13 protein-coding genes are annotated in these 15,481 nt (G+C 69.8%); 8 read left to right on the top strand and 5 right to left on the bottom strand.

Going from position 1 to position 15,481, the window contains the following annotated elements; translation table 11 throughout:
• Positions 1 to 178 precede the first annotated feature (178 nt).
• Both LXT23_RS34375 and LXT23_RS34370 read right to left on the bottom strand, forming a co-directional pair.
• Positions 179 to 1,456 (bottom strand): hypothetical protein, encoded by a 1,278-nt coding sequence (locus tag LXT23_RS34375; RefSeq protein ID WP_253984624.1) that lies wholly within the window; start codon positions 1,454 to 1,456, stop codon positions 179 to 181.
• A gap of 266 nt (positions 1,457 to 1,722) precedes the next feature.
• A complete protein-coding gene (locus LXT23_RS34370) occupies positions 1,723 to 2,094 on the bottom strand; it encodes a RidA family protein (RefSeq protein ID WP_323379115.1) in 372 nt (123 codons plus the stop codon).
• Positions 2,095 to 2,278: 184 nt separating this feature from the next.
• Here LXT23_RS34370 and LXT23_RS34365 point away from each other — a divergent pair, with 184 nt between their 5' ends.
• The gene (locus LXT23_RS34365; RefSeq protein WP_253984622.1) at positions 2,279 to 3,181 is read left to right on the top strand and encodes a LysR family transcriptional regulator; all 903 of its coding nucleotides are present in this window, start codon (positions 2,279 to 2,281) and stop codon (positions 3,179 to 3,181) included.
• Positions 3,182 to 3,434: 253 nt separating this feature from the next.
• On the opposite strand, the gene LXT23_RS34360 is transcribed toward LXT23_RS34365, so the two are convergent.
• Positions 3,435 to 3,845 (bottom strand): hypothetical protein, encoded by a 411-nt coding sequence (locus LXT23_RS34360; protein WP_253984621.1) that lies wholly within the window; start codon positions 3,843 to 3,845, stop codon positions 3,435 to 3,437.
• A 667-nt stretch (positions 3,846 to 4,512) separates the two neighbouring features.
• A complete protein-coding gene (locus tag LXT23_RS34355) occupies positions 4,513 to 5,727 on the bottom strand; it encodes an RCC1 domain-containing protein (RefSeq protein ID WP_253984620.1) in 1,215 nt (404 codons plus the stop codon).
• 125 nt (positions 5,728 to 5,852) lie between these two features.
• Here LXT23_RS34355 and LXT23_RS34350 point away from each other — a divergent pair, with 125 nt between their 5' ends.
• The gene (locus tag LXT23_RS34350) at positions 5,853 to 7,007 is read left to right on the top strand and encodes a hypothetical protein (RefSeq protein ID WP_253984619.1); all 1,155 of its coding nucleotides are present in this window, start codon (positions 5,853 to 5,855) and stop codon (positions 7,005 to 7,007) included.
• A gap of 123 nt (positions 7,008 to 7,130) precedes the next feature.
• The gene (locus tag LXT23_RS34345; protein WP_253984618.1) at positions 7,131 to 7,715 is read left to right on the top strand and encodes a hypothetical protein; all 585 of its coding nucleotides are present in this window, start codon (positions 7,131 to 7,133) and stop codon (positions 7,713 to 7,715) included.
• A gap of 69 nt (positions 7,716 to 7,784) precedes the next feature.
• On the opposite strand, the gene LXT23_RS34340 is transcribed toward LXT23_RS34345, so the two are convergent.
• A complete protein-coding gene (locus LXT23_RS34340) occupies positions 7,785 to 10,127 on the bottom strand; it encodes a S8 family peptidase (protein WP_253984617.1) in 2,343 nt (780 codons plus the stop codon).
• 368 nt (positions 10,128 to 10,495) lie between these two features.
• On the opposite strand from LXT23_RS34340, the gene LXT23_RS34335 reads away from it, so the two are divergent.
• From LXT23_RS34335 to LXT23_RS34315, 5 genes are read left to right on the top strand one after another with little or no spacing between them, the layout of a single operon-like run.
• A complete protein-coding gene (locus LXT23_RS34335; RefSeq protein WP_253984616.1) occupies positions 10,496 to 11,875 on the top strand; it encodes a matrixin family metalloprotease in 1,380 nt (459 codons plus the stop codon).
• Positions 11,876 to 11,897: 22 nt separating this feature from the next.
• Positions 11,898 to 12,584 carry a hypothetical protein gene (locus LXT23_RS34330; protein WP_253984615.1) on the top strand — a complete coding sequence of 229 codons (687 nt, stop codon included), beginning with the start codon at positions 11,898 to 11,900 and terminating at the stop codon, positions 12,582 to 12,584.
• An 8-nt stretch (positions 12,585 to 12,592) separates the two neighbouring features.
• Positions 12,593 to 13,093: an RNA polymerase sigma factor gene (locus LXT23_RS34325; protein ID WP_253984614.1), complete on the top strand. Its 501-nt coding sequence runs from the start codon at positions 12,593 to 12,595 to the stop codon at positions 13,091 to 13,093.
• Positions 13,090 to 13,893: a DUF4384 domain-containing protein gene (locus LXT23_RS34320; protein ID WP_253984613.1), complete on the top strand. Its 804-nt coding sequence runs from the start codon at positions 13,090 to 13,092 to the stop codon at positions 13,891 to 13,893. The genes LXT23_RS34325 and LXT23_RS34320 overlap by 4 nt, the downstream gene beginning before the upstream one ends.
• The gene (locus LXT23_RS34315; protein WP_253984612.1) at positions 13,890 to 15,473 is read left to right on the top strand and encodes a caspase family protein; all 1,584 of its coding nucleotides are present in this window, start codon (positions 13,890 to 13,892) and stop codon (positions 15,471 to 15,473) included. Before LXT23_RS34320 ends, LXT23_RS34315 begins: the two co-directional genes overlap by 4 nt.
• Positions 15,474 to 15,481: the final 8 nt, after the last annotated feature.

The raw sequence follows: 15,481 nt of genomic DNA, 5'->3' as shown, positions 1-15,481 counted from the left end.
ACCGGATGACCGCGGTCAACCAACTGCTCGTACGTCCGAGCCGCGAGCACCTGAGTCCGTTTCGGCCGGAGCACACGCACTCGCGGCCGTCTGCTCCCCGCCATGGCGAGTCATGCTCGCACTGCGGCGCTTATGCATCCATCGGACGCATCAGTATCGTTAATTTTTTCTCACGCCCTCAGTCCTCGGGGCAGATCTGCCCCCAGGGGCAGCAGTCCGAACAGCTCGTGCTCTCGTCGTTGGAACAGAGGCCATCCCCGCAGTAGCCGCCACAGTCGCTGGCGCACGCAGTGACCCCCTCGGTGCAGAGGCCATCCCCGCAGTAGCTACAGTCACCCGGACACGAGGAGAGGGTCTCGCTGCCATAGCACATGCCGTCACCGCAGTAGCCACAATCACTGACGCACGACCCGGCGGTCTCGAACGAGTTACACGTGCCATCGCTGCAGAAGCCACAGTTGATGGTCACCCAGCTCCCACCGGTGCCCCGGCTCGAGCCCTGCCCATAGACCTTGTGGAAGCCAGAGGCGGGCAGCGCGTTGTTCTGGATGATGTGGCCCAGGATCGAGTAGATGCTGTGGGAGGGAGACTCTCCACCAGAGCCCCCATCGGCAAACCCGAGCAGCTGGGTTTCGAGGTAGTACAGGGAGGAGCCACCACTCGAGCCCGTCACGATGGGGACATCCACCTGGAAGCTCACGTTCCGATAGGAATAGGTGGTGTTGTAGCTCCTCCAGCTTCCCAGGAGCTTCTTCTCTCCGGACATCTGCAGTTCGACGCCCGCCCTCCGGTAGGTATTGATGCCATCGGAGCTGACGTAGACGAGCGAGCGCAGGTACATATCCAGACGCCGGTCGCTGCTCTGGTAGCGCCCGCTGCGCTCGTAGCCACAGTGGTGCTGGGCCGTGACACCGTGCTCGCCAGCATACCGCGCGACCCGGACTCCCTCCTCGGGCACCAGCTCCGGCTCCGCCTCCAGTTGCTCGCGAATCCGTGGCGACGCGACGTACTTCTCGACGGTCTCCGGGCGCCCATCCCGCGAGATGATCAGCATGTCGGGGGTGACCTTGTGAATGACCCCATTGACGTAGAAGACACCCGCGCGGTTGACCAGTCCGGCATAACCAGGGGAGGAGAGCCGCGGGCGGAGGGTACCCTCGGAGGCATCAATGACATCGGCGTATGCTTCGAGGAGGCGCTCCTGCTCCACGGGCGTCTGGGCGGACTCGAGCTGCCGTTCCGCCAGTGTCAACGTGCGCCTCAGGGAGGTGAACCCGATGCGCTCCTCCCAAGACACCTGCTCTTCCGGTGACATCCGCGAGATTGCTTCCATGGCAGCGAAGAACGCCTGGGCCGACTGGAAGTGGAGGGCGCCCGCGTCATCCACGCGCACCATGGGAACGTCACTGGCTGCTTCGGGCTCGAGGTCCACCTGGCTGCAAGAGGCCATGACCAACAGGCACGCAATCCTCATGGCGCTCGTGAGTCGCTTCCTGGGTGTCTGCGTCACATTCCCTCCTGGTTCGCGTTGGAAATGAACAAGCAAGGTGCTTCTTCCCCTGTAGCCACTCAGGGTGAAAAACTGATCACTTACGGTTAATGTTGACTTGTTGTCAAGCCGCATTCCCGCGGGCGGCGCCCTGGCTCAGCCGTCGTGTCCCCGCCAGTGAGGGGACACGCAGTGCGGTGGGAAGGCAGCCGACGGACTGACGCCTTGCAGGGTCAGTCCACCACGGCGGTGGCTTCAATCTCGACGAGGACGCCCGGCTCGAAGAGCACGGAGACCCCGATCAGGGATGCCGGCGCCGGAGTGATCCGCAGCTCCTTGGCGACCTGTTCGACGCCGGCGAGGAAGTCGGAGAACATCTCGCGCTTCCAGTCGACCACATAGAACGTCAGTCGGACGACGTCGCTGAACGTTGCCCCGGCAGCCGCGAGGGCGATGCCGACGTTGCGGTAGGCCTGTGCCACCTGTCCAGCCAGGTCACCTCGTGCGACGAGCTGTCCATTCGCGTCATACGCAACCTGCCCGGCGATGTGCACCTGCCGGGTGCCGGTGGCAATCGCCACCTGTCGGTACGCGTCGGTCTTCATGATTCCATCGGGGTTGATGAGAGTTACGGGCATGGGTGCGCTCCAGTGGGCCGTGTCGGGTGACGAAGTCCGAGGACGTCGCCGCCCCAGGGTGAAGGGGTGATTGCCGGGCTCGTATACCGAGCCCATTGACGAACGGCGTTCCCCTCTGCGGCGAAGCGGGCGCTACACTGGAGCGCCTTCCATGAAACGCGCCCAGCTGGATGAGATCTTCGCCTTCATGTCCGTCGTGGACGCGGGCAGCTTCGTGGGCGGCGGCCGGGCCATCGGCCTGACGCGCTCGGCGGCTGGCAAGGCCCTGGCCCGGCTGGAATCCCGCCTCGGGGTGCGCCTGCTCAATCGCACGACGCGCCACATGAGCCTCACCGACGAGGGCCGTGTCTTCCATGAGCACTGCCTGCAGGTCCTGGCGGCCCTGGACGAAGCGGAAGCGAGCGTCGGGCAGCGCACGGGCACCCCACGAGGCGTCTTGCGGCTCACCCTGCCAGGCGCATTCGGCAGACTGCACGTCCTTCCCTTGCTGCGGGACTATCTGCGGACCTGGCCCGAGCTGCAGGCGGAGGTGAGCTTCACCGACCGCGTCGCGGACATCATCGAGGAGGGTTACGACCTGGCGGTGCGCATCAATGCGTCCAGCACCGATACGCGCCTGGTGTCCCGGGTGGTGGCGCAACACCGCGTGGTCATCTGCGCCGCGCCCTCCTACCTCGAGGCGCGCGGCAAACCCGAGACGCTGGAGGAGCTCGCGAAGCATGACTGTCTGTTGTTCAGCAGCCGGACGCGACGACAGTCCTGGCAGCTGCGTCAGAAGGGCGGCTCCTGGGTGAAGGTGGAGGGGCGAAGCCGCCTGCGACTCGACAGTGGAGAGGCGATCCGGGACGCGGCCGTCGCGGGACTGGGCATCGCCTATCTTCCCGGCTTCCTGGTCGACGAAGACCTGGCGAGCGGACGGCTCGAGGCGCTGCTGCCGTCTTGCGAACAGGAGACCGTTCCGATCATGGCTATCTACCCGAGCAAGCGGCACCTGCCAGCGAAGGTGCGGCGCTTCATCGATCTGATGGTCGAGAAATGGAGCGCCAGGTCGTGACTGTGGAGACGGCGGGAGTCGAAGCCGCAGACAAGGCGATAGGAAAAGGGCCTTCGACGTGCAATCCAGACACTGGTAGAAGATTGAAGGTCTGGGGCTATCAGCCCCAGGGGTGGCGTTAGAGCGCCATCCCAAGCAAGCAGCCACACTCCCTGCTCAGCGGGGAGTCTGGGTAGGCGCTGACCGCTGCAGGGCAAGTGACGCCATGTCGCTGACGGGACTGATCTCGATGGAGCGCCGGAGAACGGCATCTTCATTTCGCCCGACGGGTTCGAGCCTTCCTCGGGTGTTTCTTCTGGGGCGTCCTTTGCGGCGCGGACCGTTTGGCAACACCAGGCGGGCGGGTCCGCTGGGCGCTTGCTGGCATTGCTCCGGGCAGCACCTCGAAATTCTCCTCGAAGAACCTTCGGACGAAGGTCATCGCGTTCATCAGCGAGTCCACAGGCCCCATGCCAAAGATCGGTCTGAACCGAGGTTTGGTGTAGCCCTCGATCAGTACCGGGCAATACCAGAGCCGCCGCTCGGGGTAGTGCACCGGGCGGCCCACCGTGAGCCTCGAGATACGCTGCTTGCCTGAGGGGGTAGTGTACTCCCAGAAATCCTCAGCAATTGGGTCCTCAATCCGCCTCAATTTCGGACGCCAGTTCTCATCCTTCTCAGGCATGGATCGTGACCTCATGGTTCCCTGGGAGGACCAAAGTAGGCCCGGCAGAATACGAGGCATGCGGCTTTGCCCGCGTAGCACGAGCCAAAGCAAATGGCCTTGAGCTTCTGCTGTCGCTTCGTCCTTCCTGGAAGGTTCTCGCAGAACTTCTCCATCGCATGACTGCCTGCCTGGCATGCCTGGATGCATGCGAAAGACTTCCATGGGTCCGCTGTGGTCTCGGCCTCCCCAGGCGCTGGGGCAGGCAGCGGCTCCAAACAGGCTTCCGGGTTCAGCTCGCAGAACGACGCCACATGCCCCTCGGTTGGGGGTGGCAGATCAGGGCCAGAGACCGGGGCAGCCTGGTAAAGTTCCCCTCTGCGTCCGCCTGAGTTGACTGCACACCCCGGCATCGCGAGTGTCACCAGCAAGAGGATCGCGAAGCGCCTCGGCACATAGGACATTCTAGCAGGGCGAGGGAGACCTGGTCGATAGCCATGCGGAATGGACGCGGCTGGGCTCGTACCTGCCATGGCGGCGCATTCGCGCCAAGGCGGCGGGAATCGAACCCGCCGCCATTTCCAGTCACATCTGCTTCATGCAACGCCATTGCCCGGTCCCACCATGTCGTGGCATCAGCCCCGTCACGCCGACATGGCGCCAGGGACGGCGCCCTGGCATCCGAGGCCTACAGTCCGGTGACCGGCCCCGGGACGTTGCGCGGGGTGGTGCTGCCGTCACCGAGCTCGCCCGAGGCGTTGGAGCCCCAGGATCGCGCGGTGCCGTCCGACAGCAGGGCCAGCGAGTGAGTGCCACCGGCCGCGACGGCCACCACGCCGGACAGGCCGGTGACAGGCACCGCCATCGAGCGACTGCCATGCGTGCCATTGCCCACCTGGCCCGCGAAGTTCTCACCCCAGGCGCGCACGGTGCCGTTGGACAGCAGGGCCAGCGAGTGGGTGAAGCCCGCGGAGACGGCCACCGCGCCCGCAATCCCTGGCACCGACGCGGGGAAGGGACGGAAGGTGGTCATCGTGCCGTCTCCCAACTCTCCATACGCATTGGACCCCCAGGCGAACACCGTCCCATCCGAGCGCACCGCCAGGGAGTAGAAGTTGCCACCCGCGATGGACACCACGTTCGTCAGACCGGTGACGGCCCCGGGTATCGGCCGGCCCTGCTTCGTGCCGTCGCCCAGCTGGCCGGCGGTGTTGTGGCCCCAGGCGCGCACGGTGCCGTTGGACAGCAGCGCCAGCGAGTGCTGCGCCCCCGCCGCGATGGCCACCACGTTCGTCAGCCCCGCGACGGCCACAGGCACGTGGCGGTCGGTGGTGCTCCCGTCTCCGAGCTGGCCGCTGGCGTTGTCACCCCAGGCCCGCACGGTGCCGTCAGCGAGGAGCGCGAGCGAGTGGAAGCCTCCAGACGCCACGGCCACCACGGCCGACAGGCCCGGGACGGGCACGGGCGCGAGGCGGGTCGTGGTGGTGCCATCGCCGAGCTGGCCGTTGTCGTTGTATCCCCAGGTGCGCACCGTGCCGTCGGCGAGCAGTGCCACGCCATGGCTGGCGTCACACGCGATGGCCCTCGCCGCGGGCAGGCCCAGGGGGCTGACGGGCAGCTTCCGGCCCACGGTGGTGCCGTCGCCGAGCTGGGCCCTGTCGTTGGCACCCCAGGTCCGCACGCCGCCGCTCGCGTTCAACAGCAGGGAATGGTGATGGCCCGCCGCCAGGCGGAACCGGTCCGGGTTCGTTGCGAGGAGGGGCAGGGGGTGTGAGGCCAGGCCTGCTTCACCCTCTTCTGGAGACACGCCGCACGCACTCAGCAGCAGGCCTCCCACCACGGGCAGGAATGACAACCACCGGCGAGGTTGCCGCCGCTGGAATACGGGAGTTTCGACAGTCATGACGCGCTCTCTTCCGTTGTGCCGATGGCTTCTGCCATCCGCCTGCGGGGAACGGCCGGACCTTCGATTCTTCCCGGACGGGCGGGGCCTTGCCCCGGGCCGCGCCGCCGTTCCAGGCTGAGTGCATGGGCTCCACTCTCGCACCTCGTCCCTTCCTGCTCCGGCGGCGCGCGCGCGCCATGGCCCTCGAGGGACTGGTGTCCCTGCTGCTGCTGGCCCTGGCGGGCTGCGCGCCACGGCTCAAGCTGTCGAGCGGGCTCCTGAAGGCGGACCCTGAGCGGACCTTCCTCATCTACCTGCGCGACAACGACCTGGTGCGCAGGCAGGGCGAGGTGGAGCAGCGCATCCCGCTGGCCCGCTTCGGCTGCATCCCGGAGGGGTCGCTCTCCGACTCGCAGATCTTCGAGCTCTTCCCCGGCGGCAAGCGGGCGCTCGTGTTCTCGAAGCTGAGCCGGGGCGGTGGAGGCGACCTGTTCGGCCACCGGGGCCGGAGCGTCAGCGCGTCGTGCATCATCGACCTGGAGCGGCAGGAGGGCACTCCGCTGAAGGGACGGCTCGAGGAGAAGAGCTATCTGCTGAGCGCCCGGCGCGGCGACCTGCGCGTCCGCGTGGGCGCCTCCACCGGGAGGATCTACGTGTGGGAGGCGATGCCGGTGAGGGAGCCGCTGGAGCTCATCGACCTCGCGTCGGGCCGTCAGCTGCGGATGCCCCTGCCTCTGGAAGACGAGAACTGTGACGTCGTGGAGACGCGCACGGAGCTGCTCATCGCCTGCATCCACGCCCCTGGCAACGCGTACCTGGGAGAGGTGGTGCTCGCCCGGTACGGCCTGGAGACGTGGCCTCCGGAGGAGCGCACCCGCACCACGATGACTGTCGCCCCAGGGCGGAGGCTCGACAGGGTGTCCTTCCTTCCGGATGGACGGCACCTGGTCACCATCGTCGTGGAGTCGAAGGACGGAAGGCCGGATGACCTGCTGGACATCCGCGACGTGGCCACCGGCGAGCCCGCCGTCTTCTTCACCAACCTGGACTGGGTGCGCGCCGCCATCGTGGAGCCCACCGCCGATGGCCAGGGCTTCCTGCTGGGGGAGCGCGTGACGCCGGAGGGACGGGGGCCGGACGTCGGGCGCGTCCGCCACTACCGCTTCGATGGCACGCTGCTGGAAACGTGGGAGCTGGATGATTCGCTCAACACGGTCATTGCGACCTCGGACGGAAAAGGCTTCTGGGTGGGCTTCCACGACAAGGCGCGCTGGTACGCGCTGAAGTCACGCAACTGAGATGCATCAAGTCCTGGGGGACGTCGGCCCCCGCGCCTATGCTGCGCGTGGCTCACCCGGGTGGGCAGGGTGTCGGTGGCGAACAGGGGTGTGCCATTCCCCCCATTCAACGAGGTCGTCTCCATGCTCCGTTCCTTCAAGTCCCTCTGGCTGGTGCCTGCGTTGCTGCTGGGCGCCTGTGGTCCCACCGACGCTCCCTCAGGTGATGCGCCCACCGGAACCGACACGCAGGGGGCGCACCCGATCGGCTCCAACCTCACCTCGCTGACGCTCAACGAGTACCCGGTGAGCAGCAGCCTCCAGGCAGAGCTGGCGGCGGCCAACGCGGCGTGTGGCAGCGAGTACGACTGCTACGGCGAGCTGCGCGGCTACTCCTTCTCCTGGAGCCAGACGACGCCGGCGAGCCTGAACGCCGTCGCCGACGCGGTGATGCAGGTGGAGCGCAGCTACGCGATGGACGGCATCCGCCTGTCGAACATGAGCTACGCGCAGTTCGTCCAGAGCCGGCTCATCTCGCGCTTCTCGTCGCTGAACCCGGACCTGCTCAACGAGTACAGCAACGGCACGGAGAGCGTCCAGGTGACGGGCTGGACCTACCGCCGCGAGATGTGGCCGGACGCGTGCATGGTCTGGGAGATGTACGTCATCTACTTCCCGCAGTCGCGCCGCGTCCTGGTGTTCGAGCAGGACCACGGCCACGAGTGCTGAGCCTGGCCGTGCGCCCGGGCTGAGCCGGGCCGGGAGCGGAGACCTGCCGCTCCCGGCCTCGGCGTCTGGCTAGAACAGCTGGCAGAGGTAGACCTTCACGGTCTGCGCCCGGATGCTCTTGTTGCCCAGGCTGTCGGTGGCCTCCAGCTCCAGCAGCACGTTCTGGCCGTTGTAGCAGGCGTTGCCGAAGACGGAGAAACCGCCGAACAGAGACGGCGTGTTGTCCGGCTTCCAGCTCAGGTTGGCGGATGCCGTGGTGGCCGAGGTGATGTAGACGGGCCCCGCGTACCGGGTGGTGGTGTTGGGCCGGTACGACGTCGCCTTCCACCGGTAGGTGATGGGCGTGTTGCCCTCGGGGTCGGTGGCGCTGGCGCTGAGGTTGAAGTTGACGGACGAGGAGTAGCCATCCTCGTACGTCTTCGCCGGCAGCGCGCCGAAGGAGATGGTCGGCCCGTAGTTGATGGGCGCGGGTGTCACGTTGACGCTCACCGTGGCGCGTCCCGTGAAGCCCTGAGGGTCCGTCGCCGTGAGGGTGAGCGTCCGGGCGCCGGTGGTGGCGAAGGTGACGCGCACGTCGCAGCCCGTCACGGGGAAGGAGGCGTCCGCGGCGTTGCTGCTCGTCCAGCGCAGGCGGCTGCAGGCGAGCACCTCGCCGGGCTCATTGAAGTCCGTGGCGGAGCCGAGCAGCTGCCGCGGGGCCCCCGCGGGAATCGACGCTCCGGGAAGGGGCTGCTGGATGGTGGCCACGGGGCTGGAGTTGCGCACCGTCACCGTGAGCGACGCCGTGGACGTGGCGCCCCCGCGGTCGGTGACGGTGGCGGTCAGGGTGCGCGAGCCCACCGTGGTCAGCGTGAAGACGGCATTGCGGCCGCTGTCGCTGGTGGCGGTCGGTGCCGGGCTCCACGTCACCGTGCAGCACGGGTCGCCGTCCTCCAAGTCCCTCGCCTGCGCCCTCACGTTGAACCCCCGGTTGAGGTCCACGACGAGGCTGGTGCTGCCCTGGCGCACCACCGTCACGTGCGGGGGCGCGTTGAGGCCGGGAGTCACCTCGCGCAGCGCACGGTACGCGTTGAGGGCATGCGTCACCTTGGGGTCCGTGGAGTCCGTCCACGCCGTGGCGCGCAGGATGTTCGTCACCTCGGCGGAGGTGAGGGTGGAGTCATACGCGCGCATCACCGCCGCGACACCGGCGACGAAGGGCGCGGAGGCGCTCGTCCCTCCGAAGGACGTGCGGTTGGGCGTGGTGTCTCCGTCCGGGAGCGTGAGGACGTCCGTAGGCGCCCAGAGGTCCACGCTGGTGCCCGAGTTGGAGTAGCCCTTGGCCAGGAGGGTGCCGTTCTCCAGGGCGCCCACGCAGATGACGTCCTCGGCGGCCTTGCACGGCACCTTGCCGTTGGCCGACTCGGCCTCGTTGCCCGCCGCGGCGACCATCACCACCCCGTTGTCGCGGGCGTTGCGGAGCGCGGGGTAGAGGTTCGTCTCGAAGAAGGCGTCACAGAAGACGTTGTCGCAGTTGGCGCCAAAGCTCATGGAGATGACGTCCGCGCCCCAGGACACGGCCGTGCGGATGGAGCGGGCCGTCTTCCCCCAGTCACTGTCCGTCTTGAACAGCATGGGGTCCGCCACCTGGCCACCGGTGCCCGCGCCGCCGTACTGGTTGTCGAAGCGGCCCACCGCGACACCCGCCGCGCCGTTGCCGTGCCACGGGCAGGGACTGCCGCCGGTGCAGGCGTCCAGATTGGGGCCGTCCGCGAGGTAGTCATCCGCCACGAAGTCGTACTGCACCGGCGCCTCCGGGAAGTCGGAGGCCCAGGTTCCATCCGTGCGGCTGGTGAAGGGCCGGCCCGTCGCATCCAGCCAGAAGCCACCATCGATGATGGCGACGCTGCTGCGGCGCGGCGGAGGCTGGGCCGCCACGAACTGCCACAGGAGCACCATGTTGCTCCGGCTCCCGGTGGTGGCGAACGGGACCTCGGTGAAGGGGTTGGCGAAGCCCGCTCCGGCGGGGTGCTCCTGCGAGGAGGTGATGAGGCTCGACTCGAAGAGGAAGTTGGGCGAGACGCGCAGGCCGTTCGCCTTCTCGCGCGCCACCAGGGCCAGCAGTCGCGCGGCCCCGTCGTCGGAGAACGTCACCTCTCCCGAGAGCCCCGCCCGGGCGGCGTGGGTGTCCAGGTCCGCCAGGCTGACGCCGGACGTGTCCACGCGGACGGTGTACTGGTGCGGCGCGGTGTCGACGTCGCGCGGCTTGATGCCCGAGCCGGGCGGCGGCGGGGGAACCGAGTCGTCGCCCACCACGGTGCCTCCGACGCGCTTCAGGAAGGCCTGGAGCTCCGCGGGGTCATCCGTGGCGATGAGGACCTCGTTGGCCACATAGCGGTGGTTGAGTCCGCGGGCGCTCCGTGCCTCCGCCACGGCCCTCCCGGGCGTGGCCGGAAGCGGGGACTGGGACTTCCGGGTGATTCGATGGCGGAAGCCCGCGGGCGCTTCCTGGGGGCTGGCGCTGGCGGGGGCCTCGCCACAGGAAAGCCAGGCGAGGCATGAGAGAAGGACGGCGGAGAGGGGGCGTGGAGGGGATTTGTGCATGCCGGGCCCCAACGCAAGCGTCGTGCCTCGGCTGCTCCGCCCGAGCGCCGCGCCGGAGCGTGGCTTCGGGGACAACAACCCCGCGGTCCACGTGGCCTGCGGAGCAACAGGTCGCTCGGTCAAAAATAGGGGGTGCCAGTTTCTGCCGCTGCCCCGGTCCTGGGAGCGATGTGACGCATTTTCCCAGGAGCGACCCGATGAGCCCCACCCGGAGCCGCCGTGCCCGCACGCGCGCGCGAACGCTGTCCCTGTCCTCTCTGCTGGCCCTCTTCTTCCTCACCCCCACCGTCCATGCCTCGACGCTGATGGCCCTGGACGTGCCCTCGCTGACGCGCGGCTCGGACCTGGTGGTCCGGGGGAAGGTGATGGGCACCACCAGTCGCTGGCTTCCGGGCACGGGGCGCATCGTCACGGACGTGCGGCTCGCGGTGGACGAGGCATTGATGGGCGCGGTGGCGCACGACTCGCTGACGCTCGTCCAGCCCGGAGGCACCGTGGACGGCATCCACCAGCAGGTCAGCGGCTCCGCGGACCTCTGGCCCGGTGAGGAGGTGGTCCTCTTCCTGGCGCGCGGCCTCGACGGGCTCCACGTGGTGGGGCTGTCCCAGGGGCGCTTTCGCGTGGTCCCCGCGGCGGACGGGGAGGTGAGGCTCGGCACCTCGGTGTTGCCCGAAGGCCTGACGCTGCTGGATCCGCTGTCGCTCCAGCCGGTCTCCGGGACGCCCAGGACGCTGGACCTCCAGACGCTCCGGGAGCAGGTGCGCGCGGCGGGCGGGGCGCCTTCCCAGGTCCGTCCCGCGCGGACGCAGGAGCAGCCCGAGCCCGTGACGCCGCCGGCCTACCACCGGACCCGCGCGCCGCCCGTCGATGGGGCCAGCGAGGGCCACTGCCTGTGGTGGACGGAGAACAGCACGCTCACCTTCCATCAGCAGCAGTGCCTGGCCACCGAGCCGGACTGCGCGGCGCGGCAGGCCGCGGTGGGCCTCGCGCTGAAGAGCTGGGATGACGTCCTGGTGTCCTGCGGCAGCCTCCGTGTCACCGACGGCCCCGCCACGGCGTCTCGCGAGGTGGGCTACTCGCGCAACGGGCCCAACGAGAACGTCGTCCTCCTGCGGGACGGGGCCTGCACCCAGCCGGCGCAGACCGACTGCTGGGCGCACGCGCCCTCCACGGTGGCGCTGACGACGGTGACCTACGAGCAGCGCACGGGACGGCTGCTGGACGCGGACATCGAGCTCAACGCGGTGTACTTCTCGTCGACCCCCACCCAGGACCTCCAGGGGACGATGACGCACGAGCTGGGACACGCGCTCGGCCTGGACCACTCGTCCGACCCGGCCTCGACGATGTACGCCACCTCGTCGGCGGGGCCGTCCGCGACGCGGGCCATCGATGCCGACTCGCGGCAGGCCATGTGCGACATCTACCCGCCGGGGGCTCCCGCCCGGGACTGCATCGACGAGGACGAGGAGAAGGACCCTCACGGATGCGCCGCCTCGGCAGCCGGGGCCGCACCCGTGATATCCGGTCTGCTGGCGCTGCTGGTGCTGCTCCGCCAGCGCGCCCGACGCGACTGAACCCTGCAACGGAGGACGTCTCATGCGCCAGCCCCACACCCCGGTCTCGCTGCTCGCCGCCGGCCTGTCCCTCGTCGGCGGGGCGCTGGCAGGGTGCTCCGGCGAGTACGGGCTCGCGGATGAGACGTACCCCGTCGAGCCCGTGGCCATCCTGGAGGGCGAGCTGAGGGCGGAGATTGGCAGTGCCCTGGGCCCCACGGCGATGGCCCTGGCGTGGGCGCCGGACCTCGCCGCCACCGAGCGGCTCGCCTCGCTGCTGCGGGAGGCGGGCTCCGCGTGTGGAGCGGAGCAGGGGGCCGTCCTGGAGCCGCTGTCCTTCCAGCCGCACTTCCCGTCCAGCTTCGTGCTGCCGCTGGACACCACGCCGGCTCCGGCCGTCCAGCACGCGCTCGCGCCGCTGGGGGGCCAGGGCCGCGTCGCGCTGGGCCACGTCGTGTCGTTCGTGGACCGCAACCGGAACGGCGTGCTGGATGCAGGCACGGAGCGCGTGCTGGCCACGTCGCTCGACTCGGGGCTGGCGGTGCTGTTCGTGGATGGCGCTCCGCCTCGCGAGGGCAGCGGGACGTGGAGCGCGTGGCCGCGCGAGCTGCCCCAGGGGTTCAGCTTCCTGGGCACGCGCCCGGCGGCGGGTGGGGCTCGCGTGCTCACCGTGCTGCCGGCGGAGACCACCTCGCTGTCGCTGGAGGCTTCGCGGCACGTGTGCCCGTGAGCAGGTGAATGGAAGCGGCGACGCTGGAGCAGTGGTACGCGCTGTACGGCTACGCCGTGCACCGCCGCTGCGTCCGCCTCCTCCAGTCCGAGGCCGAGGCGGACGATGCGCTGCACGAGGTCTTCCTGCGTGCCTGGCGCTACGCCCACACACTCCAGGGCGAGGAGCCGCTGCCGTGGCTGTGCCGCATCGCGGACCGGCACTGCGTGGACCTGCTGCGCCGGCGCGCGCGCCAGGTCTCCACCGACGAGGCCCGTGCGCCGGTCCTCGAGGAACCCGTGGCGCCCGGCTCCTCCGAACAGCTGCACCTGTTCGGGCAGGTGCTGGCCGCGTGCAAGGACCCCGTGCGGGACGCGGCGGTGCTCTACTATCTGGATGAGCTGACGCAGGACGAGGTGGCGGAGAGCCTCGGCTGCTCACGCAAGACGGTGAAGGAGCGGCTGGCCCGGTTCAAGGCCGTGGGGCTCCAGCTGCTGACGGGTGGCCGGAGAAAGCGAGGCACGGGATGAACGACTTCGAGTCCCTGCGCGCCTCGCGAGAGGCGGGGCACCCCGCGTCCCAGGCGCTGGAGCTGCTGGCCTTCGCTCCGGCTGACGGGAGCTCGAGCGCGCCGGACGTGGACGCCCACGTGCGCGGCTGCGAGGCCTGCCAGGCGCGGGTGGCGACGCTGCGCGAGGAGCGGGCCCGGTTCCTCCAGGCGCGGCCGGCGCGGGCATTCTCGGCGCGGGTGCTGGAGTCGGCGCGGCGTCCTTCGGTGTGGGAGCGGTATCGGCTCTGGCTGTTCGGCGCGCTCCCCGTGGCGGTGGCCGCGGCGGTGGCGCTGGTGCTGCTGACTCCGGGACTCAGGTCGGAGCGCGGGGGCAGGCCCGATGTCACCTTCAAGGGTGGGACTCCGGTGCGGCTGGAGGTGCTCGTCAGCCGGGAGGGGCAGCCCGCCGCGCCCTTCAGTCCTGGCGAGGTGCTCCGGCCCGGGGATGTGCTGCGCTTCCGCGTGTTCGCGCCCGAGGCGGGCCATGTCTTCATCGCCAACATCGACGAAGCAGGGCTGATCTCGACGTACTTCCCCGCGAGCGGTGGGCGCAGCGTGTCCGTGCACGCGGGAGCGCAGGTGCTTCCGGGAAGCGTCACGCTGGATGACTGGACGGGCGAGGAGCGCATCACCCTGTTCTTCAGCCGGGAGCCGCTGGAGGCGCGCGAGGTCGAGCTGGCACTGCGGCGTGCTTTCGAGCAGGCAGGGGGGCTGGGCTTCGAGCCTCCCGAGCTGCCGGGGCAGTCCGCATCACACGTGCACCGGAAGGCCGCGCGGTGAGGTGGGGCGCACTGCTGGGCGTGTGGCTGTGCTTCGGCGCGTCGGCCGCGAACGCCGCGCCGGAGGAGCTGCGGGTGGCAGTCGTGGTGGGCAGCGACGACGGGCTGCGCGGCGAGGCCCCGCTGGACTACGCGGAGGCGGACGCGAGACGCTTCCACCAGCTGCTCCTGCACGCGGGGAGCGTGGCCCCCGAGCATGCCTTCCTGGTGACGGAGGGCGGCGCGGACGGCGTCCGGCTCGCGCTGGCCCGTGCGCGCGAGCTGCTGGCCCGGGCCCGGCGCCAGGGGCCAGGGGCACTGGTGTTCTATGTCTCCGCCCACGCGGACGCGGAGTCGCTCCACCTGGCGGGGACGCGGCTGCCCCTGGCCGAGCTGAGGCGACTGCTCGCGGACATGCCGGCCACCCTGAGGCTCGCCCTCGTCGACGCGTGCCGGACGCCCGCCGTCGCCCGGGCGAAGGGCGGCACGCCGAGCACCGCCGAGGTGCCCGTCCGGCTGGAGGCTCCGTCCGAGGTGGAGGGCACGGTGTGGCTGATGGCCTCGTCGGAAGGGGAGCCCGCCCAGGAGTGGGCCTCCCTGCGCGGCGCGCTCTTCACCCACCATGTGCTGGCGGGCCTGCGCGGGCTCGCGGACGCTGACGACGACGGCGCCGTCACCCTCGCGGAGCTGTACACACATGCCTGGCGGCACACGCTCGCCAGCTCCGCGCTGTCGGGCGCCGGAGCGCAACACCCGAGCTTCGACATCCGCCTGAGCGGCTGGGGCGAGTGGGTGCTGGCACGGCCGGCGGGAATGGGCGCAAGCCTCGTACTCGGAGAGGACGTGGAGGGGCACCTCTGGGTGGCGGACCACCAGCAGGAACTGGTGGCGGAGCTTCACAAGGCCCGGGGCAGCTCCACCCGGCTGGCGGTGCGACCCGGCCGCTACCGGGTGGTTCGCCCGGAGGGCACGTTCGCGGAAGCGGTGGACGTGCAGCTCGGCTGGCGGGCGGAGCGGGTGCTGACGCGCTCCGACTTCCTGCGCGTGCCCCTCCAGCGCGCCCGGTGGAGGGGCGGCACACCGCTCGCGCTGCGTCCGTGGGAGGCGAGTGTGGGTTACGCCGTGTCCTCCGGCTCGCTGCAGGGCCTGGGCGCAGCGCACTTCGGTGAGGTGGGCCTGCGGCACCGGTGGTCTCGGAGCGTGGCGCGCGCCCGGCTGGGGCTGACGCGCGCCGGCATGGAGCGCGAGTCCTTCACCCTGTCCCAGACGGAGCTGCAGGTCGCGCTCGGTGGAGGGCTGCTGCTCCCCGCGGGGCCGGTGGAGCTGACCGTGGGCGCCGAGGCGCGGGCGACGTGGGTGTGGCAGTCCCTGCGCCGCGTGGACGAGGAGCAGGCGGGCCGAATCTTCGGTGTCGGAGAGGCGGGGCGCTGGGGCATCATCCCAGGCCTGGGCCCTTTCGTCGCGGCGACCTACCCGCTGGCTGAGAGACTCCAGCTCGGAGTGGAGGGCGCCGCGGGCGTCACACACGCGCCACGCTACGACGGGAAGGCCGAGCTCCAGCCCTCCGTCCAGCTTCGCGCCGCGCTTCACGTCGCGCTTTGAGCTGCTCC

It is taken from the genome of Pyxidicoccus xibeiensis (genome assembly GCF_024198175.1).
In the GTDB taxonomy this organism is placed as follows: Bacteria; Myxococcota; Myxococcia; order Myxococcales; family Myxococcaceae; genus Myxococcus; species Myxococcus xibeiensis.
The sequence above is the reverse complement of the archived record's forward strand: the minus strand, read 5'-3'. Positions and strand labels throughout refer to the sequence as shown.